23 protein-coding genes and 2 tRNA genes are annotated in these 26,939 nt (G+C 60.0%); 14 read left to right on the top strand and 11 right to left on the bottom strand.

What is annotated here, in order from left to right; all coding sequences use genetic code 11:
• Positions 1–7 precede the first annotated feature (7 nt).
• The 5 genes from ACQ4WO_RS23180 to ACQ4WO_RS23160 all read right to left on the bottom strand — a co-directional run bounded on the left by ACQ4WO_RS23180 (position 8) and on the right by ACQ4WO_RS23160 (position 4,947).
• Positions 8–1,366, bottom strand: a complete 1,359-nt coding sequence (locus ACQ4WO_RS23180; protein WP_436483416.1) for a family 43 glycosylhydrolase — start codon at positions 1,364–1,366, stop codon at positions 8–10.
• 181 nt (positions 1,367–1,547) lie between these two features.
• Positions 1,548–1,623 (bottom strand) — tRNA-His (locus ACQ4WO_RS23175).
• Positions 1,624–1,756: 133 nt separating this feature from the next.
• Complete coding sequence (gene murI, locus ACQ4WO_RS23170) at positions 1,757–2,596, bottom strand: glutamate racemase (RefSeq protein ID WP_436483522.1); 840 nt, start codon at positions 2,594–2,596, stop codon at positions 1,757–1,759.
• Positions 2,597–2,709: 113 nt separating this feature from the next.
• Positions 2,710–4,251, bottom strand: a complete 1,542-nt coding sequence (locus ACQ4WO_RS23165; RefSeq protein WP_034784516.1) for a fumarate hydratase — start codon at positions 4,249–4,251, stop codon at positions 2,710–2,712.
• A 78-nt stretch (positions 4,252–4,329) separates the two neighbouring features.
• Positions 4,330–4,947 (bottom strand): YqhA family protein, encoded by a 618-nt coding sequence (locus ACQ4WO_RS23160; RefSeq protein WP_139090187.1) that lies wholly within the window; start codon positions 4,945–4,947, stop codon positions 4,330–4,332.
• A 308-nt stretch (positions 4,948–5,255) separates the two neighbouring features.
• Between ACQ4WO_RS23160 and acs the strand changes: the two genes are divergently transcribed.
• Positions 5,256–7,262, top strand: coding sequence for an acetate--CoA ligase (gene acs, locus ACQ4WO_RS23155; RefSeq protein ID WP_436483415.1), 2,007 nt, complete (start codon positions 5,256–5,258; stop codon positions 7,260–7,262).
• Between the two features lie 202 nt (positions 7,263–7,464).
• A tRNA-Ser gene (locus ACQ4WO_RS23150) sits at positions 7,465–7,555 on the top strand.
• Between the two features lie 281 nt (positions 7,556–7,836).
• On the opposite strand, the gene ACQ4WO_RS23145 is transcribed toward ACQ4WO_RS23150, so the two are convergent.
• Entirely contained in the window at positions 7,837–8,169 is a 333-nt protein-coding gene (locus ACQ4WO_RS23145; protein WP_436483414.1) for a type II toxin-antitoxin system RelE/ParE family toxin, read from the bottom strand.
• 6 nt (positions 8,170–8,175) lie between these two features.
• The gene (locus tag ACQ4WO_RS23140) at positions 8,176–8,448 is read right to left on the bottom strand and encodes a type II toxin-antitoxin system Phd/YefM family antitoxin (protein WP_436483413.1); all 273 of its coding nucleotides are present in this window, start codon (positions 8,446–8,448) and stop codon (positions 8,176–8,178) included.
• 975 nt (positions 8,449–9,423) lie between these two features.
• Between ACQ4WO_RS23140 and ACQ4WO_RS23135 the strand changes: the two genes are divergently transcribed.
• On the top strand, positions 9,424–9,810 hold the full coding sequence (locus ACQ4WO_RS23135) for a BPSL0067 family protein (RefSeq protein ID WP_436483412.1): 387 nt from the start codon (positions 9,424–9,426) through the stop codon (positions 9,808–9,810).
• Between the two features lie 10 nt (positions 9,811–9,820).
• A complete protein-coding gene (locus tag ACQ4WO_RS23130; RefSeq protein ID WP_436483411.1) occupies positions 9,821–10,255 on the top strand; it encodes an STY0301 family protein in 435 nt (144 codons plus the stop codon).
• Positions 10,256–10,686: 431 nt separating this feature from the next.
• Here ACQ4WO_RS23130 and ACQ4WO_RS23125 read toward each other — a convergent pair whose 3' ends face one another.
• Positions 10,687–12,267, bottom strand: a complete 1,581-nt coding sequence (locus tag ACQ4WO_RS23125; protein ID WP_072454323.1) for an isocitrate lyase — start codon at positions 12,265–12,267, stop codon at positions 10,687–10,689.
• Between the two features lie 461 nt (positions 12,268–12,728).
• Here ACQ4WO_RS23125 and ACQ4WO_RS23120 point away from each other — a divergent pair, with 461 nt between their 5' ends.
• Positions 12,729–13,157, top strand: coding sequence for an SMI1/KNR4 family protein (locus tag ACQ4WO_RS23120; protein WP_436483410.1), 429 nt, complete (start codon positions 12,729–12,731; stop codon positions 13,155–13,157).
• A gap of 59 nt (positions 13,158–13,216) precedes the next feature.
• Here the strand turns inward: ACQ4WO_RS23120 and ACQ4WO_RS23115 are convergent, their stop codons facing one another.
• A complete protein-coding gene (locus tag ACQ4WO_RS23115) occupies positions 13,217–14,515 on the bottom strand; it encodes an MFS transporter (protein ID WP_436483409.1) in 1,299 nt (432 codons plus the stop codon).
• A gap of 152 nt (positions 14,516–14,667) precedes the next feature.
• Here ACQ4WO_RS23115 and ACQ4WO_RS23110 point away from each other — a divergent pair, with 152 nt between their 5' ends.
• Positions 14,668–15,384: an SDR family oxidoreductase gene (locus tag ACQ4WO_RS23110; RefSeq protein WP_436483408.1), complete on the top strand. Its 717-nt coding sequence runs from the start codon at positions 14,668–14,670 to the stop codon at positions 15,382–15,384.
• A 25-nt stretch (positions 15,385–15,409) separates the two neighbouring features.
• On the opposite strand, the gene ACQ4WO_RS23105 is transcribed toward ACQ4WO_RS23110, so the two are convergent.
• Positions 15,410–16,141, bottom strand: a complete 732-nt coding sequence (locus ACQ4WO_RS23105; protein WP_436483407.1) for an Lcl C-terminal domain-containing protein — start codon at positions 16,139–16,141, stop codon at positions 15,410–15,412.
• Positions 16,125–16,646 carry a DUF1993 domain-containing protein gene (locus tag ACQ4WO_RS23100; protein WP_436483406.1) on the bottom strand — a complete coding sequence of 174 codons (522 nt, stop codon included), beginning with the start codon at positions 16,644–16,646 and terminating at the stop codon, positions 16,125–16,127. The genes ACQ4WO_RS23105 and ACQ4WO_RS23100 overlap by 17 nt, the downstream gene beginning before the upstream one ends.
• Before the next feature lie 212 nt (positions 16,647–16,858).
• Between ACQ4WO_RS23100 and ACQ4WO_RS23095 the strand changes: the two genes are divergently transcribed.
• The 8 genes from ACQ4WO_RS23095 (at position 16,859) to ACQ4WO_RS23060 (ending at position 26,925) form a co-directional block, all read left to right on the top strand.
• Positions 16,859–17,284, top strand: coding sequence for a hypothetical protein (locus ACQ4WO_RS23095; protein ID WP_436483405.1), 426 nt, complete (start codon positions 16,859–16,861; stop codon positions 17,282–17,284).
• Positions 17,285–17,311: 27 nt separating this feature from the next.
• Positions 17,312–17,737 (top strand): hypothetical protein, encoded by a 426-nt coding sequence (locus tag ACQ4WO_RS23090; RefSeq protein WP_436483404.1) that lies wholly within the window; start codon positions 17,312–17,314, stop codon positions 17,735–17,737.
• Positions 17,738–17,835: 98 nt separating this feature from the next.
• Positions 17,836–18,792 (top strand): bifunctional helix-turn-helix transcriptional regulator/GNAT family N-acetyltransferase, encoded by a 957-nt coding sequence (locus ACQ4WO_RS23085; protein WP_436483403.1) that lies wholly within the window; start codon positions 17,836–17,838, stop codon positions 18,790–18,792.
• A gap of 94 nt (positions 18,793–18,886) precedes the next feature.
• On the top strand, positions 18,887–19,525 hold the full coding sequence (locus ACQ4WO_RS23080) for a TetR/AcrR family transcriptional regulator (RefSeq protein ID WP_230503576.1): 639 nt from the start codon (positions 18,887–18,889) through the stop codon (positions 19,523–19,525).
• Between the two features lie 116 nt (positions 19,526–19,641).
• Positions 19,642–20,445, top strand: coding sequence for an alpha/beta fold hydrolase (locus tag ACQ4WO_RS23075; protein ID WP_436483402.1), 804 nt, complete (start codon positions 19,642–19,644; stop codon positions 20,443–20,445).
• A gap of 148 nt (positions 20,446–20,593) precedes the next feature.
• A complete protein-coding gene (locus ACQ4WO_RS23070) occupies positions 20,594–22,798 on the top strand; it encodes a TonB-dependent receptor (protein ID WP_436483401.1) in 2,205 nt (734 codons plus the stop codon).
• 124 nt (positions 22,799–22,922) lie between these two features.
• Positions 22,923–23,918: an extracellular catalytic domain type 1 short-chain-length polyhydroxyalkanoate depolymerase gene (locus ACQ4WO_RS23065; RefSeq protein ID WP_436483400.1), complete on the top strand. Its 996-nt coding sequence runs from the start codon at positions 22,923–22,925 to the stop codon at positions 23,916–23,918.
• 211 nt (positions 23,919–24,129) lie between these two features.
• Positions 24,130–26,925, top strand: a complete 2,796-nt coding sequence (locus ACQ4WO_RS23060) for a type VI secretion system Vgr family protein (protein WP_436483399.1) — start codon at positions 24,130–24,132, stop codon at positions 26,923–26,925.
• Positions 26,926–26,939: the final 14 nt, after the last annotated feature.

Here is a 26,939-nt window from a genome sequence, read left to right as displayed (position 1 = left end):
ACCTGTCCTACGGCCGGCTCAGCGACCACTGCTGGTTGTTCGCATTGGTCAGATTCCACTGGATGATCTGCGCATTTTCCGCCGTGCTCAGATTTAAGACGTCCAGGGTCAGGTTGCTGTAGCGGTTGCTGATTGTCTGGTAGCCGGCAACGGGGCTGGCGAAGCGCCATTGCTGGCCCAGTCCGCCCCAGTAGCTCCATTGCGCGATATTCGTGCCGGCCGTGGTCGAGTTGTTGTAGTCGTCCAGGCCCAGCAGGCTGTTCGCATTGATCAGGCTATAGTAGCCATCGCCGTGTCCCACCACATACCATTGCTGGTGTTTGGCTCCCGTATACGTTTGCTGCTGCACCAGTGCGCCATTCGCCGTGCCGGCGCCCGCCACGGCCAGCGCCTTGCCGCTCAGGCGCGAGCGCAGCACCGTGGGACCATCCGAGATGCCGCCGCAGCTGGCGACCGTGAAATTGCGCGTCAGGCTGGGCCAGCCGCTGTCATACGTCATTTTTAACATATCGAGCTTGGCCGCGCCATTGTCGTTGACGTCGTAGTAGTGGATCGACGTGTAGTTGCAGCCATCCTGCTTGAGTACGCCGATATGGCCCGGTCCCTTGTATTTGCCATCGAGGTTGGGCAGCAGCGTGCGCGTGCCGCTGTACGGCCCCGTCACGCTGCTGGCGCGCTGCACTTCCACGTAATACGTGCTGGCGGCGCCCTGGCAGCATGTGCCGCGGTTGGCGAACAGATAGTAGTACTCGCCATCGCGCGCGATGTAGGGCGCTTCGATATCCTTGCCGCCGCCACCGAGGATGGTGGTGACGTTGCCGCTCGTCTTGCCCGTGGCCTGGTTGATTTCCGTCACGCCGATGCCGCCGAAAAACGAGCCATACGACATGTAAACCTTGCCGTCATAATCGCGGAACAGGGCCGGGTCGATGGCATTGATTTCCCCGCTACCCCCATACGATTGCACGACGATGCCCAAGTCCGTCCAGCTCGGGTTTTTCAGCGAGGCGGAACGGGCCACGCCGATGGCCGACACGGACGTGCCGAAGGTGGACACCGAGTAATACAAATAGTAATAGCCGTTCATGTGGATCACGTCGGGCGCCCAGTACGAGCCGCTGAAATTGGGGATTTTATTGGCGATCCAGGCAGGCGGCGTGCTGAACACGGGCGCGGGGCCTGCTGACCATTTCAGCAAGTCCGTCGAGGTGGAATACCAGATGCCGTCGCCCGTCGTGAAATTGAAATACATGTCGCCGTCGCGCGTGAGGGTGCCGGGGTCGTGCGCGTTGGGCACGCCCGTCAGGTTGATCGCTTGCGCATGGGCGCAGAACATCAGGCACAGTGCTGCCAGGATTTGCTTCATCGTTGTCTCCGTACTGTTTTTATGGGGCGGTCCAGGCCGCACCCCAGAGTAGGGCGATGGTCAAATTTGCACTAATGAATTTTTTACAGGAAGCGATACCGGGGCGGGTATCGCTGAAGAAATAAAAGCGGCGCTGAAATAGAAAAAGCCCGGTTCGAAAACCGGGCTCTTCTTTATTCTGTGGGGTGGCTGATGGGGCTCGAACCCACGACAACAGGAATCACAATCCTGGACTCTACCAACTGAGCTACAGCCACCACTGTCTTACTTACCTGTTTAGCTGTTTTGCTGAACAGGTGCCGAATTATACAAAGAACTCGGCAAAGTGGCAAATCTAAATGCAGTCTTTTTTAAAGAATCGAAAGATTGCATGAAAACGCCTGTTTTCCTTCATACGGACAGGTGTTCGACAGGCGGGTGCAAGTCCAGCAAACCGGCGAAGGCTTGCGCCAGGGCTTCGACCTTGGCCGTCGTGTAGCCCTGCAGCTGTGGTGTGTCGTTGCTGGTGCGGCGCAGGCTGGCAGCGTCGAGCAAGCGGGTCAGCTGGCGCGCCACGGCTTCGCCGGTGTCGACCAGGGTGACGGGTTCCGACGTATGTGCGCGCACCGTGCGTTCGATGGCGTCCTGCACGAAAGGGTAGTGGGTGCAGCCGAGCACGAGGGTATCGACGCCTTGCGCCAGCAGGGGCGCGATATAGCGGTCGAGCATGGCGCTGGTGGCATCGTGCGGGTCGCTGCCCATGGCGGCCTGTTCGATGCGTTCAACCAGGCCGACGCAGGGCTGCAAGATGAACGTGGCTCCGGTCGCGCTGCTGACTTGTTCGCGCAAGGCCAGCAGTTTGTCGCCGCGCAAGGTGCGCTCGGTGGCCAGCACGCCGATCTTGCCGTTGCGGCTGATGGCGGCTGCCGGTTTCAGGCCCGGTTCGACGCCGACAATGGGCAGGTCCGGGTAGCGCGCGCGCAGCGCCTTGATGGCGGCAATCGTGGCCGTGTTGCAGGCGACGACCAGTGCTTTCGCGCCTTGCTGCAGCAGATAGCCGGCCACTGCCAGTGAACGGTCGATCACCTGCTGTTCCGTCTTGTCGCCATACGGCGCATGGCCGGAATCGGCAAAGTAAATCAGGTCTTCCTGCGGCAGCTGCGCGCGGATATGGCGCAGCACCGACAGGCCGCCCACGCCGGAGTCAAAAATGCCAATAGGCAGCTTGACTGCCGGAACAGCCGGGGTCAGACCCGCCGGGTCTGACCCCGGTTTTGCGCCATCACTTAGGATAAAAGTCATATAGGCCGATAAAATAAAAAACGCCGCGCTGATTGCCGCGCGGCGTTAATGGTAGAGCTTGTTTAAGCAACCGTCACGGGAATCTTGCTCACGCTATTGAGTTGCTCGATCTTCGCCTGCCACTCTTTTGGCCCCGTGTTATGCACCGACGTGCCTTTTGCATCCACGGCCACCGTGACCGGCATGTCGACCACGTCGAATTCGTAGATCGCTTCCATGCCCATGTCGGCAAAGCCCAGCACCTTGGCGTGCTTGATGGCTTTCGACACCAGGTAGGCGGCGCCGCCCACTGCCATCAAATAGGCCGACTGGTGCTTCTGGATCGATTCGATGGCGACTGGTCCCCGTTCGGCCTTGCCGATCATGGCGATCAAGCCCGTTTTTTCCAGCATCATGTCGGTGAACTTGTCCATGCGCGTGGCGGTCGTCGGACCGGCCGGGCCGACGGCTTCGTCGCGCACCGGGTCGACCGGGCCGACGTAGTAGATCACGCGGTTCTTGAAGTCGACCGGCAATTCCTCGCCCTTGGCCAGCATGTCCTGGATGCGCTTGTGCGCGGCGTCGCGGCCCGTCAGCATCTTGCCGTTCAACAGCAAGGTCTGGCCCGGCGTCCACGAAGCGACTTCTTCTTTTGTGAGGGTGTTGAGGTCGACGCGCTTGGATTTTTCCGTGTCCGGCGTCCAGTGCACTTCCGGCCACGACGACAGCGATGGCGGTTCCATATAGGCCGGGCCCGAACCGTCCAGCACAAAGTGGCCGTGGCGCGTGGCGGCGCAGTTCGGGATCATGGCGACAGGCTTCGAGGCGGCATGTGTCGGGTGCATCATGATTTTCACGTCAAGCACGGTCGTCAGGCCGCCCAGGCCCTGCGCGCCGATGCCCAGCGAGTTGATCTTGTCGCACAGCTCGATACGCAGTTCTTCCAGCTTGTTTTGCGGGCCGCGTTGTTTCAGCTCAAACATGTCGATGTCTTCCATCAACACTTCTTTTGCCATCAGCATGGCTTTTTCAGCCGTGCCGCCGATGCCGATGCCCAGCATGCCAGGCGGGCACCAGCCGGCGCCCATGGTCGGCACGGTTTTCATGACCCAGTCCACCAGCGAGTCGGACGGGTTCATCATGATCATCTTCGACTTGTTTTCCGAGCCGCCGCCCTTGGCAGCCACTTTCACGTCGACGGTATTGCCTTCGACCAGTTCCATGTGCACGACGGCTGGCGTGTTGTCCTTGGTGTTCTTGCGGTCGAAGTGCGGGTCGGCCACGATGGAAGCGCGCAGCTTGTTGTCGTCGAAGTTGTACGCGCGGCGCACGCCTTCGTTGACGGCGTCGGTGACGGTGCCGGAGAAGCCTTCGAAGCGCACGCCCATGCCGATTTTCAGGAAGACGTTGACGATACCCGTGTCCTGGCAGATAGGACGCTTGCCTTCCGCGCACATGCGCGAGTTGGTCAGGATTTGCGCGATCGCATCTTTTGCCGCCGGGCTTTGCTCGGCCGCGTAGGCGCGCGCCAGGTGCTCGATGTAATCAGCAGGGTGGTAGTAGCTAATGTACTGCAACGCTGCGGCGACGGATTCGATCAGGTCTTCTTGCTTTATGACAGTCATGGTGTTCTCGCGGTGGATAAGAAGGGTAAGACTTTGATGCTGTTTGCTGTTTGCTAATCGGTATAGAAGCGCCGGAGCTTAGTGAGGCGCTCTGGCTTGGTTCTGCGTCACCGTCATGATGCGGTCGGTGTAGGCAATCGCCATCGCCGACAGGATGAAGACCATGTGGATCACCGTTTGCGCGATGATCACTTCGATCTTGTACGAGTTGGCGTTGATGAAGGTCTTCAGCAGGTGGATGGACGAGATGCCGATGATGGCCATCGCCAATTTCGTCTTCAGCACGGAAGCATTGACGTGCGACAGCCACTCCGGCTGGTCTGGGTGGTCATCGAGGTGCATGCGCGAAACGAAGGTTTCATAGCCGCCGATAATGACCATGATCAGCAGGTTCGAAATCATCACCACATCGATCAGGCCTAATACCACCAGCATGATGGTCGCTTCGTTGAGCTTGGTCGGCAGGGTGCCGCCCGGTACGGCAACGGCCGTCAGGACATGCTGCAGGGCCGCATCATTGCCGAACACGGCGCCGATCAGGTCGGACAATTCCACCCAGAAATGGAAGACATATACGCATTGTGCAAGGATCAGGCCCAGGTACAGCGGCAACTGCAGCCAGCGCGACATGAAGATGAAGGCGGACAGGGGGCGCAGCTTGGTATTTTTGGCAGACGGTGGTAGGTGGTCGATCATGTGGGGGTTCCTGGGGGAGTAAATACCAATTTTTGGCATGCCCGACATTTTACACTTGCTGTTGATTACTGCGCATGGCCTTGCTCCTGATTATTAGGTTTGATGAAACACAAAGTGGTATTGAACCTTCGGTGTGCCATGCATTTTCCCAGCGAAAATACTGTACGGCGTCCCCTTGACTCCTATTGCTGAAGGCGCTTATGGTTAGTCTTGATAGGGGTAAAACGCTGCATAAACGCGACATGTAAGGCGTCCGTAAGACATGGGGCCTATCGTGTTAGCAAACAATTACTACACTGGAGACAAGCATGAGCGCTACAGAGAACCAAGGGCAGGGCACACAGCAGCAGGGGCCAGAAGAGTCACGCGTATTTGACCCGTCGGCAGCATTTGCCGCACAAGCAACGATTTCCGGCATGGACGCCTACCGCGCCATGGTGGCCGAGGCCGAACGCGACTACGAAGGCTTTTGGGCCAAGCTGGCGCGCGAGAACCTGAGCTGGAAAAAGCCGTTCACCCGCACCCTGAACGAAGACAACGCCCCATTCTACAAATGGTTCGAAGACGGCCAGCTGAACGTGTCGTACAACTGCCTGGACCGCAACATCGAAAATGGCCTGGGCGACAAGACGGCCATCATCTTCGAGGCGGACGACGGTACCGTCACCAAGGCAACGTATAAAGAACTGCACGAAAAAGTCTGCAAGTTCGCCAACGGCCTGAAATCCAAGGGCATCGCCAAGGGCGACCGCGTCATTATCTATATGTCGATGTCCGTCGAAGGCGTGGCCGCCATGCAAGCGTGCGCGCGCATCGGCGCCACCCACTCCGTCGTCTTCGGCGGCTTCTCGGCGAAATCGCTGCAGGAACGCATCATCGACGCGGGCGCCGTGGCCGTCATCACGGGTGACGAGCAATTGCGCGGCGGCAAAAAGCTGCCATTGAAATCCATCGTCGATGAAGCACTGGCGTTGGGCGGCTGCGACTCCGTCAAAAACGTCATTGTGTATAAGCGCACCGGCAGCGACCTGCCGATGGTAGCCGGCCGCGACACGTGGCTGCACGACCTGGTCGAAGGCCAGAGCGCGCAATGCGAACCGGAATGGGTCGATGCCGAGCATCCACTGTTTATTCTCTACACGTCCGGCTCGACGGGCACGCCGAAGGGCGTGCAGCACTCGAGCGGCGGCTACCTGTTGTGGGCCGCGCTGACGATGAAGTGGAGTTTCGACATCAAGCCCGACGACGTGTTCTGGTGCACGGCCGACATCGGCTGGGTGACGGGCCACAGCTACATCGCGTATGGCCCGATGGCCGTGGGCGCCACGCAAGTGGTGTTCGAAGGCATCCCGACCTATCCGAACGCGGGCCGTTTCTGGGAAACCATCAAGAAGCACAACGTCAGCATCTTCTACACGGCGCCAACGGCCATCCGTTCGCTGATCAAGGCGGCCGACGTGGATCCGAAAGTCCATCCAAGCAACTACGACCTGACGAGCTTGCGCCTGCTGGGCACGGTCGGCGAGCCGATCAATCCGGAAGCGTGGATGTGGTACTACAAAAACATCGGCGGCGAGAAATGCCCGATCGTCGATACTTTCTGGCAAACGGAAACGGGCGGCCACATGATCACCCCGCTGCCTGGCGCGACGCCGATGGTGCCCGGTTCCTGCACCCTGCCATTGCCGGGCATCATGGCCGCCATCGTCGACGAAGCGGGCCAGGACGTGCCGAACGGCCAGGGCGGCATCCTGGTCGTGAAGCGCCCGTGGCCGTCGATGATCCGCACGATCTGGAACAACCCCGAGCGTTTCAAGTCCAGCTACTTCCCCGAAGAGCTGGGCGGCAAGATGTACCTGGCAGGCGACGGCGCCATCCGCAACAAGGACACCGGCTACTTCACGATCACGGGTCGCATCGATGACGTCTTGAACGTGTCGGGCCACCGCATGGGCACGATGGAAATCGAATCGGCCCTGGTGGCCAACCCGCTGGTGGCAGAGGCCGCCGTGGTGGGCCGTCCGGACGATACGACAGGCGAATCGATCTGCGCCTTCGTGGTGCTCAAGCAAGCGCGTCCGACAGGCGAGGAAGCGAAGAAACTGGCCCTGGAGCTGCGCAACTGGGTCGGCAAGGAAATCGGTCCGATCGCGAAACCGAAGGAAATCCGTTTCGGCGACAACCTGCCCAAAACCCGCTCCGGCAAAATCATGCGCCGCTTGCTGCGCGTGCTGGCCAAGGGCGAGACGATTACGCAGGATGTGTCGACGCTGGAGAATCCCGCGATTCTGGAGCAACTCAAAGAAGCGTCCTGATGTTGCTTGGTAGCCAAAACCCAAACCAACATCCGGGGTCGGACCCGCCGGGCCCGACCCCAGCCTTTACTTGGTTACTGTAGAAGCGCTACTTTTACCCCACGGTAAATAACTTTGGCAGTCCGTAGATTCTTTGCTATAATCTGCGGCTTCGCGACAAGCGAGAAATAGTACGCAATGTAAGTAAGACACATTGCCTGCAGGAGAGGTGGATGAGTGGTTGAAGTCGCACGCCTGGAAAGCGTGTATAGGTTCATAGCCTATCGGGGGTTCGAATCCCCCTCTCTCCGCCACAGACGAAAAAAGAAAAAGCTACCCTCGGGTAGCTTTTTTTTCGTCTGTACGCGGAGAGAAGCACGCCCCTGCGGGGCGTGCGCGGGGGATTCCAAGGGTCGGGCCTACCGGCCCGGCCCTCTCCGAATCGACCAACTGCTGCCGCTGCGCGGCAGCCCCGCGCGCCTCCGGCGCGCGTTCGTGGTTTTAAATCAGGGTTTCGACTGAGCCGGCCTCTACGGCGCCCAATGCATCAGTCCGTGCCCGAATGGCGGACCCCGGCACTGTGAAATTGAAACGGTTAAGTGTGATTGTTAAGCTGGCGACGGCGCAAAAGAGACTCAAGGTTGCGGCTCGTATGGCAAACAATATGAACGATGAAAGTGTCCTGACTTTCCACACGTTCAAAAATAATACGATACTGCTCGTGAAGAATTTGGCGATACTGAGTCAGATTCAAATCTTCCAACTCTTTAATGTAAGTACCTTTTTGATGAGGCCAATTTTTCAGAGTCGCAACAGTAGCACGAATGCCTTTCGTGAGGACGGCGGAATAAGCTTTGGATTCAGCTTGCCAGTGTTCACGAATTTCCAACAGGTCATCAATTGCAACATCGGTCCAAGAAATCTTCATTTGTGATTAGCTTTCGTTATCATCAGCCTCAAGACGATCAAACAAAGCATCATGGTCAGTAACTTTACCTTCTACAATCTGTTGTTGACCGATTGCGAGAATGCGAAGCATAGTGAGTTGATCCTTTGTTTTCTGAAACGAAATCGGGTCTTGAATAACTGCCTGAACTCGGCCGTTGACAGTTATTCCAACCGGTTCAAAGGTTTCTTGAACTCGTTTGACCACATCGCTTGGATTCGTCTTGAGATAGCTGATTGGTTCAATATCAAAGTAGTTCATGCCTTACCTCCTCAGTGTTGATGAGGACATCATAGCATGCTGCCGCCAAATTTGGTACTTAATTAAGCGAGGCCCCGCCCCTCGGTTCGTTTGGTATTGAGGGACAAGGAAGAGCAGCATTCCTCCTAAGATAAGTACCGGTTTTAGCCTTCTCATCACTTCTGTGACTGAGGGCTACATTGGGTATAGGGCAGGAACGGGACCATGATGGTTCTGCAGATGGGGGAAGAAGAGCGACGGCCGGCGCCGCTGGATCATATTAACTATGAAGCCTTTCCTTCTCTCACTCACAACTCACAACATGCCAAACCGCATTTGACCTGGGCCCGCTCTGTCCATGTCCCCGAGCTCGGCCAATGGTTAGCCTGGCTCAGTCGGGCAACTTGTTGATGGCTTCGATGACCTTGTCCTTGGCAAATCGGACCTCTCTTCCAAGCGGCTCATAGGCGCGTTAATAGAATCAAATTCGGCAAATATTAAAATTGTTAATATTGATTAAGTTATAAATTTCGGGGTGTGGGGCGGGGATTCTAAAATGACCTCGCTGCGGGAAGCTATATTTGGCGGGATTCTTAGAACGATGCGAATCCCCCTCTCCGCCATAGACGAAAGAAGAAAAAGCTACCCTCGGTAGCTTTTTTTCGTCTGTATGTGGAGAGAGGCAAATCTCCTGCGGGGCTTGCGCGGGGGATTCGAAGGGCCGGGCCTACCGGCCCTCTCCGAATTCACTGAATGCTGCCGCTACGCGGCAGCCCCGCGCACCCGCGGCGCGCGTTTGTGGTTTTCTAATCAGGTTTTCGACTGAGTCGGCTTCCACGGCCCCTAATGCATCAGTCCGTGTCCAAGTGTCGGACCACTACACACGGCCTACCACCCTGAATACCCCAAGCTCCGCAAACCTTGTCCCTCCTCAGTCCCCTCACAGTTTCCCCCATGTATCGTAAGCCTCTCCCACAAATCCATGGAGAGAGTCTCATGTCCTACACTTACCCGAAAGTCGCCGACCTGGAAAAAACCACCATGGTCGGCGACCATCAATGCGTGGCGCTGGTCCGCCACTACGCGGGCGTTCCTGCCACGTTGGCCTGGAAGCAGGGGGAGGCCGTGCTGGGAAATCGCCTGTTGCGCAAGGGCACTGCCATTGCCACGTTCATCGATGGGAAGTATGCGAATCATCGGCAAAGCAATCACGCAGCTCTGTACATGGGGCAGACCTTGGACGGGATCATTGTCATGGACCAGTGGATGGCCAAGCGCCCAGGTATCGTGACTTCGCGCATCTTGCGCTCCAAAGGCCAGTACAAGAATGGCTTGCATATCGACCCCAGCAACAATGTCGATGCTTTTTTCGTCATCGAATAGCGGAGTATCCATGCAATATAGACGTTTATTGACCGGCGCCGCCTGCTGCATTTTCCCGGTGTTCGCGCAGGGTACGGCGACCGCTTCGCTCGCCTGCCCGGCGAGCGTGCCTGCTACATCGATCAGCTTGAATGCCGTACCGCCTGGCTGGACGTCGTATATCGACAGCCCGCTCTACCTGAGTGCCGCGGCGCCTATCGATGGCGCACCGGAGCGCAGGGGGCAGCTCGTGCCCAGCGGGGAGCGCAAGAAGAAAGGGCACGCGACGCTCAGCTACCGTCTGGAAGGCCGCTATCCGGACGGCAAGTGGTTGCAATGCAGCTACGGCGTGCACGGTGAAGTAACGCTGTCGAGGAGACTGGACGACAGTGTCAGCCTTTGCGAATTCACCTATAGGAAAGGCAGCAAGGCCGGGCAGAATGAGATCGCTATCGATTGCCGGTAAGTCATGTTGACATCGACGGTATTGCATGTTTCGTGCCGCGCCGTCGCATAGCGGTCGATCTTGCTCTGTGTGATTTCCAAGGGCCAGCCCCGCCCCGGCAGTGCCTCGATGTGGCAGGTGATCTCCCTGTGATTGAGCTGAGCGTGTATTTCAGCATGGCGCTGCAATACAAGAGTTCAACATACAAAAAAGATCGCGGAAGCGGGTTTTTGCATTCAACAAGCAATCCCATCAATTCGCGCCTGTGGCCGTGCATGTCGGCTTACGCGTTCCGCTAACCCGACCTGTGAAACGCATTTTGGCGTCGACAGTATTTCCGTTTCGTGCCGCGCCGCGCCACACCCGGCCCACGAAGCTGCCGTCCGCCCGCAGCGCAGACGCAAAAAAGCCCGCCGAAGCGGGCTTTCTCACTCTACAGTCAAACCAAAAGCTCAGAACTGGTTCATCGTATTGTCTTTACCAGCCGCCTTCAGCGCCGCTTCGCCGCTGAAGTAATCCTTGTGATCGTCGCCGATGTCCGAGCCGGACATGTTTTGATGTTTCACGCAGGCGATGCCCTGGCGGATTTCCTTGCGCTGCACGCCGGCCACGTAGCCCAGCATGCCTTGGTCGCCGAAGTATTCCTTGGCCAGGTTGTCTGTCGACAAGGCTGCCGTGTGGTAGGTCGGCAAGGTGATCAGGTGGTGGAAGATGCCGGCTTCGCGGGCCGAGTCGGCCTGGAAGGTGCGGATTTTCTCGTCGGCGGCGATCGCCAGTTCCGTCTGGTCGTATTCCACGCTCATCAGCTGGGCACGGTCGTAGGCGGACACGTCCTTGCCTGCAGCTTTCATGCCGTCGAAGATTTGCTGGCGGAAGTTCAGGGTCCAGTTGAACGACGGGCTGTTGTTGTACACCAGCTTGGCGTTCGGGATGACCTTGCGGATTTCGCTGACCATGCCGCCGATTTGCGCGATATGCGGTTTTTCCGTTTCGATCCACAGCAGGTCGGCGCCGTTTTGCAGCGAGGTGATGCAGTCGAGCACGCAACGCTCTTCGCCGGAACCGGCGCGAAACTGGAACAGGTTGCTTGGCAGGCGCTTAGGACGCAGCAGCTTGCCTTCGCGCTTGATGATGACGTCGCCATTGCCCAGCGCGTCGGCCGACACTTCTTCGCAGTCGAGGAAGGAGTTGTATTGGTCGCCCAGGTCGCCTGGTTCATTGGTGACGGCGATCTGCTTGGTCAGGCCGGCGCCCAGCGAGTCGGTGCGGGCGACGATGATGCCGTCGTCCACGCCCAGTTCCAGGAAGGCGTAGCGGATGGCGCGGATCTTGGCCAGGAAGTCTTCGTGCGGCACCGTGACCTTGCCGTCCTGGTGGCCGCATTGTTTCTCGTCGGACACTTGGTTTTCGATCTGAATGCAGCAGGCGCCCGCTTCGATGAACTGTTTCGCCAGCAAATAGGTGGCTTCTGCATTGCCGAAGCCGGCGTCGATGTCGGCGATGATGGGCACGACGTGGGTGACGTGGCCGTCGATCTTGGCCTGGATGGCTTGCTTCTCAGCACCTTGGGCCGCGTCCAACTGGCGGAACAGGCCGCCCAGTTCGCGGGCATCGGCCTGGCGCAGGAAGGTGTACAGCTCTTTAATCAAGGCCGAGACGGCGGTTTTTTCATGCATCGACTGGTCAGGCAACGGGCCGAACTCGGAGCGCAGGGCGGCCACCATCCAGCCGGACAGGTAGAGGTAGCGGCGGTCGGTGCTGTTGAAGTGCTTCTTGATCGAGATCATCTTCTGTTGACCGATGAAGCCGTGCCAGCAGCCGAGCGACTGGGTGTACTTGGATGGGTCCGCATCGTAGGCGGCCATGTCGTTGCGCATGATCTTCGCCGTGTACTTGGCGATGTCCAGGCCCGTCTTGAACTTGTTCTGGGCGCGCATGCGGGCGGCGGACTCGGGATTGATGGCGTTCCAGGCACTACCTTGTTGGTCTTTCAAACCGGCAACAGCCTTGATGTCGTCTTGATATTGGGACATGTGTATCTCCTAAAGAAAAACTAAGTTTGAGAAAATGCTTCAGTACGTCGCCGAGTGCGCCGCCCCGTTTGTCGACGCGAACTGCATGACTAAATAGTAGGCTGATTGCGGTCAATGTTCAAGTCTTATATAAGACATATAACTTAAATTTATTCCTTGTTTTTCAATGGTTTAATTTGTATTTTTTGCGATGTGAAATGAATTTTCAAAAAGTGAGAGCATTCATTGCTGAGTTTGTCTGCTGCGATTTCGCGATGTGAAACGCTTTTTCAGATTTTGGTGCAGCGCGACAAAACGAGGCAACAAACCATACGAAGGTGGCGCTTTCCAGCGTGAGGCGCGTGTAGTGCGGTGCAGGCTGCCAACGGGGTGGGTGCCAGCATGCAAGGCATCCACTGCGGCCGGGGGAAAAGCAGATTTGTTTTACTATCTGGGTCCGATTATCAAAGGCAAAGTCAGCGATGCAGATTAACGGTTTGGATGTACCCAGCGAGTATGTTGCTTTTGCAGCAAGGTACCGGGATGCGCAAGGATTTTGCAATTTGCGACTGAAGCCAGAGCGCGATTCTTTCGCGAGCGTCTTGCAGACGGAACTGGCGCAAATCTATACGGATGCCCCCGAATTGACGGTCCGAACAGCGAAGCTGGGGGTGTGTTTCGTAGCGGACGGCTGCTATGGGCAGCCTGGAAGTGTCAGTGCCGAGCCGGGAGCCATGGCGGACATCGTTGATTTTACAGAAATCATTTGTTTCGGCATGGCCGGCGACGGGAGCCCATTCTGTTTCGATTACAGGGGAGCGCGGGGAGCGCCCTCTGTCATCTTATGGGACGATGATTACTGGCGAAAGATTTCAAATTCCTTTGAAGACTTCCTGCTGCTATTTTCTTGATATGTTTTGGGGAGTTGCTGCAGCGCGCGGGGCAAGTCCGGGCGCTGCCTGCATCGACGTTAAATATCCTTAGTCTGGCCCTTCACAAACAGGGCCGTCAGCATGCCGATCACGCACACGCCGATCACATAATAGGCGGGGCCCAGCACGTTGTTCTTCAGCATCAGGGTCACGACCACGGGCGTCAGGCCGCCGAAAATCGCATACGACAAGTTGTAGGAGAACGACAGCCCGGAGAAGCGCACCTGCGCCGGAAACGCCTGCACCAGCACATAGGGCACGGCGCCGACGACGCCGACGAACAGGCCCGTCATCGCGTACAGGGGCAGCAGCAGGTCGGGACGGCTACCGACGGTGGTGTAGAAGATATATGTGGAAATGGCCAGCAGCACGGAGCCGACGAAGATCACGCGCTTGCCGCCCAGGCGGTCGGCAAGCATGCCGGCGATGATGCAGCCGAAAGCCAGGCACAGTGTCGCCACGGTATTGGCGACCAGTGTGGTGCGCGGTGCGATGTGGTGGATTTTTTGCAGCAGGGCAGGCGTCATCAGGATCACGACGACGATGCCGGCCGACAGCATCCACGTCAGCAGCATCGAGACGACGACGGCGCCGCGGTGGCTGCGCAGCACGGATTTCAAGGGCATTTCCGTGGCCAGGGCTTTGCGCTGCTGCATTTCCGCGAACACCGGCGTTTCATGCAACCAGCGGCGCAGATACATGGCGCCGAAACCGAAGATGCCACCCAGCAGGAATGGATAGCGCCAGGCGCCATCGGTGATTTCTGCCGGCGTGTAGACGGTGTTCAAGCCCGTCGCGACGAGCGAACCGAGCAGTATGCCGACCGTCAGGCCGGCCGTCAGCACGCCGCAGGCAAAGCCCGTGAAACGGCTCGGTACGTGTTCGGACACAAACACCCAGGCGCCCGGTACTTCGCCACCCACGGCCGCGCCCTGGAAGATGCGCATCAAGAGCAGCAGCAGCGGGGCGGCCAGGCCGATGGTGGCGTACGTTGGCAGCAGGCCGATCAGCAAAGTCGGCACGGCCATCATCAGAATGGACAGCGTGAACATGCGCTTGCGGCCGAGCAAGTCGCCGAAGTGGGCCATGACGATGCCGCCCAGTGGGCGCACGACGTAACCGGCGGCGAAGATGCCGAAGGTTTGCAGCAAGCGCAGCCATTCCGGCATTTCCGGTGGGAAGAACAACTGGCCGATGGCGTTGGCAAAGAAGACGAAGATGATGAAATCGTAGAATTCCAGCGCGCCGCCGAGGGCGGCCAGCGACAGGGTTTTGTAGTCTTGTTGCGTGAGGGGACGGCTTGCGGCGTTGATTGCGGCGGTGTTGGAAGTAGGCATGTGTCTCGTTCTTGTGTGTTATCGGAGATTGCCAGATCTAGCATACGCATTTCCGCCGCGTGAGTAAATGCGGCGCGTAGGGGGAGCAGCCTCAGCTGTGCTTAATACAACGCCGCTATCATCAGCGTTGACTTCATTGGAAAGGATACTGCATGAACATCATGATCGTGGGCGCCAGCCGGGGCCTGGGACGCGCACTGGTCGACGGTTTGCTCGCGGACGGGCATGCCGTCATCGGCGTATCGCGCCAGCAACCCGCCGACTTGCCTGTCGGCCAGGGTACGCAGCTGCAATGGATCGGCGCGGACCTGGCGGCACCCGCCGAGGCCGTCGAATGCATCGCGCGCGAAGCGCCTGCCGCACTGGACGCCGTGATCTACAACCTGGGCGTGTGGGAAGAAAAGGCGTTCAGCGATGACTACGCTTTTCTCGGCGATGCGGACGACGCCATCGTCGATATGGTCAATACCAACATCACGGCGACGATATTGCTGCTCAAGCGCCTGGTGCCCCGCTTGCTGGCCAGCGGCAAGCCGCAGCTGATACTCACGGGCTCCACGTCTGGCCTGCGCCAGAGCGGTCGCCCGGAAGTGACGTTCAGCGCGTCGAAATTCGCCCTGAACGGCATCGCCGACGCCTTGCGCGAAGGTTTCCGCGAACAGGGACTGGCCGTGACGGCGTTGCAGCTGGGCTACCTGAATACCTACGATGGCTTGGCCGTGCCGCTGGCGGACGCTGCCGCGCGGGGAGAGGGCGAACTGATCCCCGTGCATGACGTCGTCGCCGTCGTGCGCATGCTGTTGAGCCTGTCGAATGCCTCGTTCGTGCGCGAACTGGTGATGCCGGCGCTGCGCGACGAGCGCTTCTGACTGTTAAGCGTCTTCGCCGTAGACTTCAGGCAAACATTCTGCGCACGCAGCGCGCGTAGCCGTCAAACTCGCACGCATTCTGATAGCTGACGCCCGTGTCAAAATCCTTGCACCACGCTTCGTTTTCGATGTCACCCGGCTCGCACGACCAGTACCAGTTGGGCCGGAACGCATCTTTCAATGTCGCGTACAGCAAGGTTTGCTCGCGCCGATCCGGCAGGCTGTGGCCGAGGCTGGCGGCCCAGTCCGATGCGGCTTGCCACGTCTGACACTCCAGTTCGAACTCGCCCGGCTGCAGCAGCAAGTGGTAATCGGGCGCGCCATCCGTGTCGAGGATCAGGCCGGCGTAGCGTTCGCCCTGCCGCAGGGGAACGGGCGCGGCAGCCGCTGGCGCCAAGTCGAGCCGTCGCACGGCGCAGGCGCGGCCTGAGTAAGTCTTGCGAAAGTTGTACTGGGTGCCGTTATCGAAATCGTGGCTCCAGGCCATGCGGGACAGGATGGCGTCCCCTTCCGACGACCAGTACCATGCCTCCGGGAAGGCGTGTCCGAGGTTGGCGTGCAGCAAGGCCAGTTCGCTGCGCGTCGGCAGGCAGGCGCTGCGCGCCGCAGCCCAGTCGAGCGCTGCTTGCCAGGGCAGGGCACCGGCTTCGCCGGGCAGCAGGAACAACTGGTAGCTGGCGGCGCCGTCCTGGCCAGGCATGACGCCCGCGTAGCGCTCGCCGGCGATGGCGCCCTCGTGGTTATGCCGGGCGTGCATAGGAAAACATATGCTGTACATACTCGGCCTTGCCAAGCGGCACGCCGTTATGGCGCAGGATGTTGTAGGCCGTCACCAGATGAAAATAGAATTGCGGCGTGGCCCAGTTGACCGCATATTCTTGGCCCGTCATGTCGAAGGTCAAGCCGCCGGCAAGTGTGATCGACACTTGCCGGTCTGCGCCAGCATCGATCGCTGCGCGGTCCGCCGCAGCGAGCAGCGCCAATGTGTCCTCGATCAGTGCCTTGGCTTGCCGCATGCTGGCGGGCGTGGCGAGCTGGGGCAACGCTTGCTGCGTCAGCCGGCACACTGCTTCCTGCGCCTGGGTGCACGTGAATTCCACCTGGCGCGCCAGGGTGTGCATGTCGGGCGCCAGCCGCGCGTCGAGCAGATTTTGCGGATCGAAACCCAGGGCCTGGGCGCGTTCTTCACCTTTATTTAACAGCGTCGTCAGGGAGCGCAGCATCTGCGCAAAGCAGGGGATGGTGATGGCATAGATCGACATGGACTTCCTCAAGTATGGATGTGGATAGGCAGTGGCGCCCACATGTAATAGTTCCGCTTTCCAGAGTGCAAAGGCGGCCGGCATACACAGATAAAGGGGCGAAAGCGATGCCGGCATTATGCCCGCGCCAGCCGTGTTTCAGCGTGCCGGTTGAACATGCTACAGTCCGCCATTGCCGCCAAGCTGGAGCGGCGCCCTCTGGATCATGCCCGATGCCCACCTGGACTTCCCCGTCACAACTCGTCGCCTTGGCCGCCTTTTATGCGCAGGCGCAAGCCCATCCGGAAAGGCTCAGTGATGCTGTCTTCTTGGAAAATGTGAAAAACGCCCACTGGCCCACCAATTGCTGGAATTATGTGGAAGCGTCGTTCGCCATCATCGCGCCCGCCTGCCTGCTGCGTCCGCACCTGACGCCAGTCCTGATCGCATTCCCCATCGACGCCATGATCGCAGGTGGCCTCGAAGATGGGGGGCAAGTCATCTCGATCGGCCTGGCCTGCGCCACGCGCAGCGCGCCGTATGTGGCGGTGAGCGAGGACGGCAAGCGCTGGCTGACGCAGGTGTGGCCGGGCCTGGGCGAGATGGCCGAGGCGGTGTTCCGTTCCAGGCTGCAAGCGGCGCTGGCCGATGAAGATTGATGTAACTATACACTCACAGGAATACACATGATTGCAGGAAATTTCTTCCCTCCCGACTATAAAACTTTTCCTTTCAAGCAAGGAGATCTGCTGCTTTCCCAGGATGAGGACGGCAAGTTTTCTGTTTCCAAGGTGTTGAAGATAGATACAGTTGAGGTCGGCCGCGGCGAGGCGATTTACATGGGCGGCAAGGATATCGTGGCAACGGAGGACGACTATCTGCTGATCATCGGCTGTGCATACGGCGAATACGAGTTCGACACGGCCGAGGAGGCGCAGGCCGCTGCGCTGGACGGCAACTGGACGGTCAGGATAGGCCACGCTCCGAATCGCAGTCCGGGCGCGGCGGAGGGGCAGTCATTGATTGGCCATGAATCTGTCCATGAAAGCGAACTGGAAGGCTACCATCTGTGGAAGGAAGCCTTTGAGGCGGGCGAGGCTGGCGTGTTCTGACACCGACGTGGCCTGTTGCAAGGCGGTCGTTGGCCCCTTGACCTGGAAAGCCGGTTTACGTTAGGGTATACGTAACTACTTACATATATCTGCCGAACATGTCTTCCACCCTGCAAACCTACGGCTCGCTGATGCTGGCCAGCCGACTGCGCCGTCTTTCCGATCAACTGTATGCCGGTGTCGATACCAGTTATGTGGCGGCTGGCGTCGAGCTGACGTCGCGCTGTTTCCCTTTGTTATTGCTGCTGCGCGACAACGGCCCCACAGCGATCACGGCCCTGGCCGCGCAGATCGGGCAGACGCATCCGGTGGTGGTGCAGCTGGGACGCAAGCTGCTCGATGCAGGTATGGTGGTGGAGATGCCGGACGCCAAGGATGAGCGCCGCCGCCTGCTGGCGCTGTCCGACGCCGGGCAAGCCTTGCTGCGTGACATGGCGCCCTTGTGGGACGACGTGCGCGCGGCCGTCGATAGCGTGTTCGAGCAGGGCACGCCCCAGCTGATGGCCAGCCTGGACCGGGCCGAAGCGCGCCTGCAGGCGCGAGGTTTCAGCGAGACGATCGCCGCCTGCCGGCGCCAGCGCGAGCGGGCCGCCGTGGAGATCATCGATTACGCCGCCCACTATGCGCCCGACTTCAAGCGTTTGAATATCGCCTGGCTGGAACGCTATTTCTATGTCGAGGCGCTCGATGACAAGGTGTTGTCCGATCCGCAAAGCTCCATCCTCGACGCTGGCGGGCAGATTTTCCTCGCGCGCCTCGATGGCAAGATTGTCGGTACCTGCGCCCTGATCCGCGCCGATGACGCCAGCATTGAGCTGTCGAAGATGGCCGTCACGCCCGAATGCCAGGGCCTGGGCATCGCGCGCAGGCTGATTGAACGGGCCTTCGACGCCTTCGAGGCCAGCGGTGCGCAACTGCTGTTTTTGGAGTCGAACAGCAAGCTGGCGCCCGCCATCCGCCTGTATGAAAGCAGCGGTTTTGTCCACGTGGCGCGGCCGGCCGGCGACGCCCATTACCAGCGCGCCGACGTCTACATGGAGTGGCAGGGCAGGTAGCACATTTGAACGCACCCATCGGCCGTCTCCCGCGTTACAATACGCGCACCCATAACGGAACCATGGTTCCACTATCGAGAGACGCCGACGCCGCATGCCTTCCTTTCCGATGCCCTTCCCGCAAATGATCGTTCCCCCCGAGCCCACCCAGGCGCGCAGCAAGCAGGCGTTCGAGCGCCTGCTGCAGGTCGGTGAACAGTTGCTGGCGGAAAACCGTTTCGATGAAATTGGCGTGGCCGACCTGGCCAGGCTGGCGGAAACCTCGGTGGGCACGTTTTACCGTTTATTGGGCGACAAGGACACCCTGAGCCGTTTGCTGCTGCAGCGCTTTTTTTCCGATATGGTGGAAAAGGTCGAGACCCTGACGGAGTTGCGCCAGTGGGAAGGGCGCAGCCTGGAAGACTTCATTCGCGCCATGGTGGCCATGTTCGTGGCCGTGAATGGCGGACGCAGCGGCGTGTTGCGAGCCTTGATCACGCGCGCGTCGCAGGATGCGCAATTTCGCGACAGGGTGCACCAGATCAATCATTTGATCTCGCAACGCACTGTCGCCGTGCTGGCCAGCAAGTCATCGAGCATCCGCCACCCGAACCCCACGCAGGCGATGATGGTGGTGCCGCCCGTGCTGCTGGGCATCCTGAACCAGCACACCCTGACGGGCTCGCTGTCCTTTTTGTCGGGCGCGGCGCTCGAGGATGAACTGGTGCGTGTTGCTTTAAATTACCTGACTTGAACTATTTAGCGATTTAACTTGAAATCGGAATTCGGATTCCGTATTATGTTTTCCAACAGCAGGAAAACATATTCCTGCACCTGAACACAAAGCATGTTCAACAGCAAGGAGACAGAATGCGGCGTCACACGACATCCGATGTTCCATTGCATTACCTCGGCACGGGGCAGGGCGAGCCTGCGCAGTCAGAGCCCGTTTTCCTGTTGCATGGCCTCGGTTCCTGCGCCGAAGACTGGCGCCCGCAGATCGACGCCCTCGGCAGCACCTTTCGTTTGATCGTGCCCGACCTGCGCGGCCATGGCGCCAGTCCCGCGCCCAACGGCGACTGGCAGATCGGCGACTTCGCCAACGACCTTTTCAATTTGATGGACCAGCTCGATGTGCCGCGCGCGCACATCGTTGGCTTTTCCCTGGGCGGCATGGTGGGCCTGGAAATGGCCAACCGCGCCCCCGGACGAGTGGCGAGTTTGTGCCTGATCAATTCCCAACCGTTCCAGGGCAGCAAGCCGGCTTCCCTGCTGTTTGCGTACTGGCTGCGCCGCACCGTGATCGCCACGTTCGGCCTGAAAGCCATGGGTAAGATCATCGGCAAGAAACTGTTTCCCGATGCTGCCCAGCACGCCCTCGTCGAGCGCTTCGCCACGCAGATGGCGGGCATGGACAAGCGCGCCTACCTGGCCGCGCTGGACGCCATTTTTCACTGGGATATCGATCCTCACTTCCAGGCCCTGGCGATGCCCGTCTTCATCATGGCGGCCGACCAGGATTACACGCCCGTCGCCAGCAAGCGGGTCTTTGCCGCACAGTTTCAGCATTGCGAGTTCGAGGTCATTGCGAATTCGCGCCACGCCACGCCCCTGGACCAGGCGCAGCGTGTGAATACCTTGTTGCAGTCCTTCCTTACCATAAATTCAAAATAAACAGGCCACTCGCCGCACGGGCCGAGGGCCGGGAAACAGTTATCGCAGGGCAGGTGCTCGCATTGCGCGCGCGGGTACCGTTACGTCTTGCGATTATGGAGTCCGGCCGTCTTCCCTGGTGGCAAGCAAGCCTGACATTGGAGACGCTATGAAACTTGCTTTGAAATTGATGCCCGCCGCCCTCGCCGTTGCCGGCGCTTTTGCCACCCAGGCCCAGGCGCAGGAAACCATCCCGTCCACCGCCGCCAGTGCCCAGGAAGCCAGCGATGCGAAAGAGCGTATGGAAACCGTGACGGTCTCTGCCCGCCGCCGCGAAGAGCGCCTGCAGGACGTGCCGCTGGCCGTCACGGCGTTTTCCGCCAAGGCCCTGGAACGGGCGAATATCCAGAACCTGGCCGACTTGCAGGAGCGCGTGCCGAACCTGACCGTGTACGCGTCGCGCGGCACGAACACCACCCTGACGGCCTTCATTCGCGGCGTGGGCCAGGCCGACCCCGTCTGGGGCGTGGATCCGGGTGTGGGCATTTATTTCGACGATGTCTACATGGCCCGTCCGCAAGGCGCGCTGCTCGACGTGTTCGACGTGCAGCGCATCGAAGTGCTGCGCGGCCCGCAAGGCACCCTGTACGGCAAGAACACCATCGGCGGCGCCATCAAGTACATCTCGCGCCCATTGGCGAAGGAAAATGGCGCTTCGGCGGAAGTGGGCATCGGCAACTACAACCAGCGCAACTTCAAGGCTGCCTTCAACCTGGCCAACGAGAGCGGCACCTGGCGCGCGCGCCTGGCGGCCGCCAAGCTGGACCGTGACGGTTTCGGCCGCAACACCTTCAATGGCGAACAGGTCAGCGACCAGGACAGCACGGCCGCGCGCCTGTCCATCGGTTACTTTCCGCAGGACATCCCTTTGACGGTCGTGCTGAGCCTGGACGCCACGGATGACAAATCCGGCGTGCGCGGCTTTCAGCGCATGGGCGTGAGCGCGTTCGACCCGCTCAAGCGGCCGGCCAGCACGGATGCGTACGATATCCAGAGCGGCATGCCGGGTCATAACTTCACGCACAACCGGGGCGGCTCGCTGGTGGCCAACTACACCTTGTCGAATGACTGGTCCGTCAAAGTGATCGGCGCCAAGCGGCGCAGCACGTCCGAGCAAACCATCGACTTCGACGGCTTGCCGCAGCCCATCGCCGACGTGTTCGGCGACTCGCGCGACGAGCAGAAGAGCCTGGAATTGCAGGCGTCGTACAGCGGCGACTATGGCGCCGGCGTGATCGGCCTGTACCGCTTCGAAGGCACGGCCGGCGGCGGCATCTACAACAATTTCCTGGGACGCCAGTTCACGGCCGCCGTCAGCACGGTCGAGACGGACAGCACGGCGCTGTACACGGACTGGACCTGGCCGCTGGGCAAGGTCTGGAGCATCAATGCGGGCTTGCGCCACACGCGCGAGGAAAAGCGCGCCATCGTGCTCAACCGCGCCTTTGCCGACGTGGGTTTTACGCGGCCCATCCAGACGGCGGCCGACTTCGACAAATCTTTGTCAGTCAGCAATACCTCGCCGAAATTGTCCGTGCGCTACGAAGCGTCGAAGACGACGAATTTCTACAGCAACCTGTCGCGTGGTTTCAAGTCAGGCGGCTATAACGTGCGCGCCAACAATCTGGTGGTGCCCGATTCGGCGCGGCCGTACAAGGATGAAAAACTCGACGCGCTGGAAGTGGGCATGAAATACGCGGCGCCGGACGACACATTCGACGCCAACGTGGCCCTATTCTACAACCGCTACAAGGATATCCAGTTGTCGGTGTTTACCAGCTACGTGCAGCCGGGCGGCGTGCCGGGCTTCTATGGCGACTTCACGAATGCGGGCAAGGCCACCGTGAAAGGCGCCGAGTTCGAATTTTCGTGGCGGCCGAACCGCCAGTGGGAAGTCAACGGTTTCCTCGCCCTGCTCAATGCTAACTATGACGAGTTCATGAGCGGCGGCAAGAACATCGCGGATACGCAAAAATTCAGCAATACGCCAGCCCGGCAAGTGGGCTTGAATCTGACGCGCACGGACCGCGACGTCTTCGGCGGCGCCTTGCGCAGCATGGTCGGCTATGGCTACCGCAGCAAGGTCTACCCGACCACGGACTTGAGCGAAACGCTGGCGCAGGGCGGCTACAGCATCTGGACGGCCGGCGTCGTGTGGGAGGCGCCGAAGAACTGGACCTTCAGCCTGCACGGCAGCAACCTGGGTAACAAACGCTACCGCACGGATGGTTACAACATTCCGGCCGTGTTCATCCTCGACGGTTTCTACGGTCCGCCGCGCCAGATCATCGCCAAGGCCGGCTACAAATTTTAAAGTTCTTCACTGCCGGGGCCGGACCCGTTGGGTCGGGCCTCGCCGGTCAGAAGTGCCGGCTTGACGGGCGTCAAGCCGGTTTGTTGTCGCTGTTTTCGTCCTTAATAATAATCAGGAGACTGGCATGGCACATCTGCATCACCAACTGCGTTACTACTTATCCGCACTCATCGCCGCCTGCGGCTTGCTGACCGCGTTGCCGGCTGCCGCCGGGCAGTGGGATTTCGGCCTGTACGCGAGCCTGTGGGGTTCGCGCGAATACCAGGTCTGGCTACCGAGCAATTACAATCCGAACAGGCCGCTGCCCGTCGTGCTGATGCTGCACGGCTGCGGTTCCGAACCGAACAGCATGGCCGCCGTCAGCCGCTATAACCAGCTGGCCGACAGCGAAAACTTCATCGTTGTCTATCCGCGCCAGAACGTCACGGCCAACCCCATGCGCTGCTGGAATTTCATGTTGCCGCTGAACCAGGAGCGGGGCACGGGCGAGCCCGCCGTGCTGATGGGCATCTTGAACAAGGTCAAGAATAATTACGCGGTGGAGGATAGCCGTGTGTATGTGACGGGTATCTCGGCGGGCGGCGCCATGGCTTCCATCATGGCCGCCTGTTATTCGGATGTGTTCGCCGCAGTGATGGTGCATTCGGGCGGCATGTACAAGGGCGCCACCGGCCTGGTCACGGCCGCCGACTCGCTGTTCAACGGCAGCTCGTTCGATCCGAAAGTACGGGGCAAGGATGCGTGGCGCTGCTCCGGTTCGCCGCGCCGGCTGATGCCGACGATGGTGTTCCACGGCACGTCCGACATCGTCGTCAATCCCGTCAACGGCGAGCAAACCATCGAGCAATTCCTGCAGACCAGCGACTATGGCGACGATGGCCTCGACAATGACAGCGTGCGTTACCGTGCCGACAGCATCGTGCGCCAGACGGTGCCGTACGGCCGCAGCTACTCCATCGACACGTACCTGCGCAACGGCGCCGTCATCGCGCAAAAATACACGGTCGAGGGTATGAATCACGCGTGGAGCGGCGGCCCTCCCGGCTGGCCCTTCAGCGATGAACTGGGCCCGGACGCCACTGTGATCAGCTGGAATTTCTTCAAGAATTACCAGCGCTGATGGCGTGAGGCATGCAGCTTGGAGCATGGGGCGCAGCGATGGCGCCCCATTGTGCTGCTCAAGGCCGGCCCTGCTGGCCAAGCGGAAAAGGTTGATGGAAGTATTGGGCACCTTGACGGATTCTTACTAAATATCAAGTATTTCCCTGTCATCCCATGGCATTGTCGGTTCTCCAGCTTGATTAGAGGCAAGTGCGAACGAGGAGAACGCCATGGACGGTGACGAGTTGATATCGGGTGCCCAGCGTCCCTTGCGCCTGCGCCTGGGCGTTTCGCCCAAGGTGCCCGACGGTGTGCTGATACCGCAGCGTATCGCCGGCAGAGAGTCCATCTGTGGTGGCCTCGAATACCGCGTGCTGTGTGTCTCGACGCATGCCGACTTGCCGCTCAGTAGTTTGATTGCCTTGCCCGCCGCTATCGATATCGTCACCGACCAGGGTCTGCTGCGCAGCATCTGCGGCCTTGTCACGCAAGCGAGTGCCGGCGACAGCGACGGCGCGCTGGCCAGCTACCAGCTGGTGCTGACGGATGCCTTCGCCATCATGGAAAAGCGCTGCAATACGCGCGTCTTCCGGCGTCTGACGGATATCGAGATCGTCAAGACTTTGCTCGACGAATGGATACGCAGCAATACCGTGCTGGCGCATGCGTTTCAGTATGCGTTTGCCGATTTCTTCGAAGCGCAGACATATCCGCAGCGCGAGTTTGTCATGCAGCACAATGAGTCGGATGCAGCCTTTGTGCGGCGCTTGCTCAAACGCAGCGGCGTCGCCTGGTTTTTCCGTGCGGAGGGCAATACGGATGCACATGCCGAGCCGGCGCATACCCTGGTGCTGTTCAACCATGCCGACGGCTTGCGAAAAAACATGGCGGACACCGTGCGCTATCACGCGGACCGGGCAACGGAAGAACGCGACACGCTCACCTCGTGGAGCGAAGTGCGCAAGCTGCAGGCGGGCAAGGTAACGCGCCATAGCTGGAATGAAGAACACCCGCGTGCGCGGCCGTTCATGGCTGCCGATGCCTTGGGACGGGGGCAGCAGGGCATGCATGGCAATGCCATTGCCGCCACGCTTGATGATTACCGGCTGCTGCCACCGCGCGCGGGCGTGGACCATGAGGCGTTGTGTCAGCTGGGCATGCTGGCCATGCAGCAGCACGATTACGAGAGCCATTGCTTTCACGCCGAAGGCAGCGTACGCGACCTGTGTCCGGGTGAATACTTTACTCTGGCCGAGCACCCCGACATCGATGCCTTGCCTGCGGCCGAGCGCGATTTTGTCGTCACGTCGCTGCAGGTGGCGGCGCAAAATAATTTACCCAGGGAGCTAGCCGCCAGGGTGGCACGCCTGTTTGCGCGCAACCGTTGGCTGGACGATGAGGGCGTGCAGAAGCAGCGCGATCTGGCGGCCGAAGTGGACGGCGGCCCCTTGCGCATGCGTATTGAAGTGTCTGTCGTGCGGCGCGGCGTGCCCATCGTTCCGGCCTACGATACACGCATCGACCTGCCGCCAGTTAGCATGCAAAGCGCCGTGGTGGTGGGGCCGGCCAATGAGGAAGTTCATTGCGATGCAATGGGCCGTGTCAAGGTGCGCTTCCCCGCCACGCGCAAGGTGGACCACGAGCATGCCGGCGGCACGGGCGCTTCCGACACCGATGCCGATTCGGCCTGGGTAAGAGTCGCGTCCAGCTGGGCGGGAAGCGGACCCGGCAGCATGCTGCAATGCGGCTATCTGGGTTTGCCCCGCGTGGGCAGCGAAGTCTTGCTGGCCTTTCTCGGTGGCGACCCGGACCGACCCATCATCGTGGGACAGTTGTACAACCACAGCGCGCAGCCGGTTGCCTTGAGCAAGGCAGGCGACCTGCCCGGCAACCGTTATTTGTCCGGCATCAAGAGCCGCGAGATCAAGGGCACGCGTGGCAATCAGCTGCGCTTTGATGATGTCCATGGGCAAATCAATGCCCAGCTTGCCAGCGATCATGGTTCCACCCAGCTCAACCTGGGCTGGCTGACGCAGGACCGGCGCAACGGCCAGGGCACAGCGCGGGGCGAAGGCGCCGAACTGCGCACCGACGAGCAGTTGGCGATGCGGGCGGGCAAGGGCATGCTGATCTCGGCCTGGAAGCGCCTGAACGGCGACGGAGGGCACATGGCGCGCAGCGAATATCTGGGCCTGATGGAAAACTGCCTGGAATTGTTTCACTCGCTGGGCAGCTATGCCGCCACGCATCAGGCACTGGAGCAGGAAGAGCAGGCGCAGCAGGAATTGCAGCACAGCTTGAAAGGCTGGGAAGGCGGCAGCAATACGGAACCCCGTGCCGAACTGGGCGGTGCGCCGGTGATCGCCGTCACGGCGCCTGCCGGCATCAGCTTTGCCAGCTCGAAAGCCATCGTCAGCTATGCCGTCAGCAATATCGATACGGTGGCGCAGCAGCACCTGCAAGCGGTGGCAGGCCAGCGCTACAGCGTGAACGCAGGCAAGGGCATCTCGCTGTTTTCCCACGCGGACGGCATCCGCGCCATCGCGCACCATGGCAAGTTCCTGCTGCAAAGCCAGCATGACGACATGGAACTCAATGCGGGGAAAAACCTGAAGCTGACGGCCGGCGACGGCAAGCTGACGGGTATGGCCGATGAAATCGTGTTGATTTCCAAGCACGGCGCTTTCATCCGCATCGCCGATGGCATTACCTTTGGCAGCAAGTCGCCGCTGAACTTCAATGCGCCCAACTTCGTCTTCAACGACCCGCAAAGCATGGAGGTGCAATTGCCAAGTTTTTCCGAGGGCAAGGCCGATCAGCAGTTCATCTTTCAATATGAGGGCGATGACCATCCCGCCGATGGCGTGCCGCCAGCACCGCAACTGGCGCCGCAGGCGCACTTTGCCGTGAAGCTGGGCGATGGCTCGTCCGCCGATGGACGCAGCGACGGGGGCGGCAAGACGGACGTGCTGGAGCGTGCAGCGATGCACCTGGCCGCCATCGAAGTGTTCAACAACAAGGATTGACGACGCCAGGAGAG

The sequence above is a fragment of the Janthinobacterium aestuarii genome (assembly GCF_051380835.1).
In the GTDB taxonomy this organism is placed as follows: Bacteria; Pseudomonadota; Gammaproteobacteria; order Burkholderiales; family Burkholderiaceae_D; genus Janthinobacterium; species Janthinobacterium aestuarii.
Note: the sequence above shows the minus strand (reverse complement) of the source record. Positions and strands in the feature narration are given on the sequence as shown.

Bases quoted from the DNA above. Each gene is read 5' to 3' on its own strand.
- ACQ4WO_RS23180 (WP_436483416.1), bottom strand. From the start codon at position 1,366: ATGAAGCAAATCCTGGCAGCACTGTGCCTGATGTTCTGCGCCCATGCG.
- ACQ4WO_RS23165 (WP_034784516.1), bottom strand. From the start codon at position 4,251: ATGACTGTCATAAAGCAAGAAGACCTGATCGAATCCGTCGCCGCAGCG.
- ACQ4WO_RS23160 (WP_139090187.1), bottom strand. From the start codon at position 4,947: ATGATCGACCACCTACCACCGTCTGCCAAAAATACCAAGCTGCGCCCC.
- acs (WP_436483415.1), top strand. From the start codon at position 5,256: ATGAGCGCTACAGAGAACCAAGGGCAGGGCACACAGCAGCAGGGGCCA.
- ACQ4WO_RS23145 (WP_436483414.1), bottom strand. From the start codon at position 8,169: ATGAAGATTTCTTGGACCGATGTTGCAATTGATGACCTGTTGGAAATT.
- ACQ4WO_RS23140 (WP_436483413.1), bottom strand. From the start codon at position 8,448: ATGAACTACTTTGATATTGAACCAATCAGCTATCTCAAGACGAATCCA.
- ACQ4WO_RS23135 (WP_436483412.1), top strand. From the start codon at position 9,424: ATGTCCTACACTTACCCGAAAGTCGCCGACCTGGAAAAAACCACCATG.
- ACQ4WO_RS23130 (WP_436483411.1), top strand. From the start codon at position 9,821: ATGCAATATAGACGTTTATTGACCGGCGCCGCCTGCTGCATTTTCCCG.
- ACQ4WO_RS23125 (WP_072454323.1), bottom strand. From the start codon at position 12,267: ATGTCCCAATATCAAGACGACATCAAGGCTGTTGCCGGTTTGAAAGAC.
- ACQ4WO_RS23120 (WP_436483410.1), top strand. From the start codon at position 12,729: ATGCAGATTAACGGTTTGGATGTACCCAGCGAGTATGTTGCTTTTGCA.
- ACQ4WO_RS23115 (WP_436483409.1), bottom strand. From the start codon at position 14,515: ATGCCTACTTCCAACACCGCCGCAATCAACGCCGCAAGCCGTCCCCTC.
- ACQ4WO_RS23110 (WP_436483408.1), top strand. From the start codon at position 14,668: ATGAACATCATGATCGTGGGCGCCAGCCGGGGCCTGGGACGCGCACTG.
- ACQ4WO_RS23105 (WP_436483407.1), bottom strand. From the start codon at position 16,141: ATGCACGCCCGGCATAACCACGAGGGCGCCATCGCCGGCGAGCGCTAC.
- ACQ4WO_RS23100 (WP_436483406.1), bottom strand. From the start codon at position 16,646: ATGTCGATCTATGCCATCACCATCCCCTGCTTTGCGCAGATGCTGCGC.
- ACQ4WO_RS23095 (WP_436483405.1), top strand. From the start codon at position 16,859: ATGCCCACCTGGACTTCCCCGTCACAACTCGTCGCCTTGGCCGCCTTT.
- ACQ4WO_RS23090 (WP_436483404.1), top strand. From the start codon at position 17,312: ATGATTGCAGGAAATTTCTTCCCTCCCGACTATAAAACTTTTCCTTTC.
- ACQ4WO_RS23085 (WP_436483403.1), top strand. From the start codon at position 17,836: ATGTCTTCCACCCTGCAAACCTACGGCTCGCTGATGCTGGCCAGCCGA.
- ACQ4WO_RS23080 (WP_230503576.1), top strand. From the start codon at position 18,887: ATGCCTTCCTTTCCGATGCCCTTCCCGCAAATGATCGTTCCCCCCGAG.
- ACQ4WO_RS23075 (WP_436483402.1), top strand. From the start codon at position 19,642: ATGCGGCGTCACACGACATCCGATGTTCCATTGCATTACCTCGGCACG.
- ACQ4WO_RS23070 (WP_436483401.1), top strand. From the start codon at position 20,594: ATGAAACTTGCTTTGAAATTGATGCCCGCCGCCCTCGCCGTTGCCGGC.
- ACQ4WO_RS23065 (WP_436483400.1), top strand. From the start codon at position 22,923: ATGGCACATCTGCATCACCAACTGCGTTACTACTTATCCGCACTCATC.
- ACQ4WO_RS23060 (WP_436483399.1), top strand. From the start codon at position 24,130: ATGGACGGTGACGAGTTGATATCGGGTGCCCAGCGTCCCTTGCGCCTG.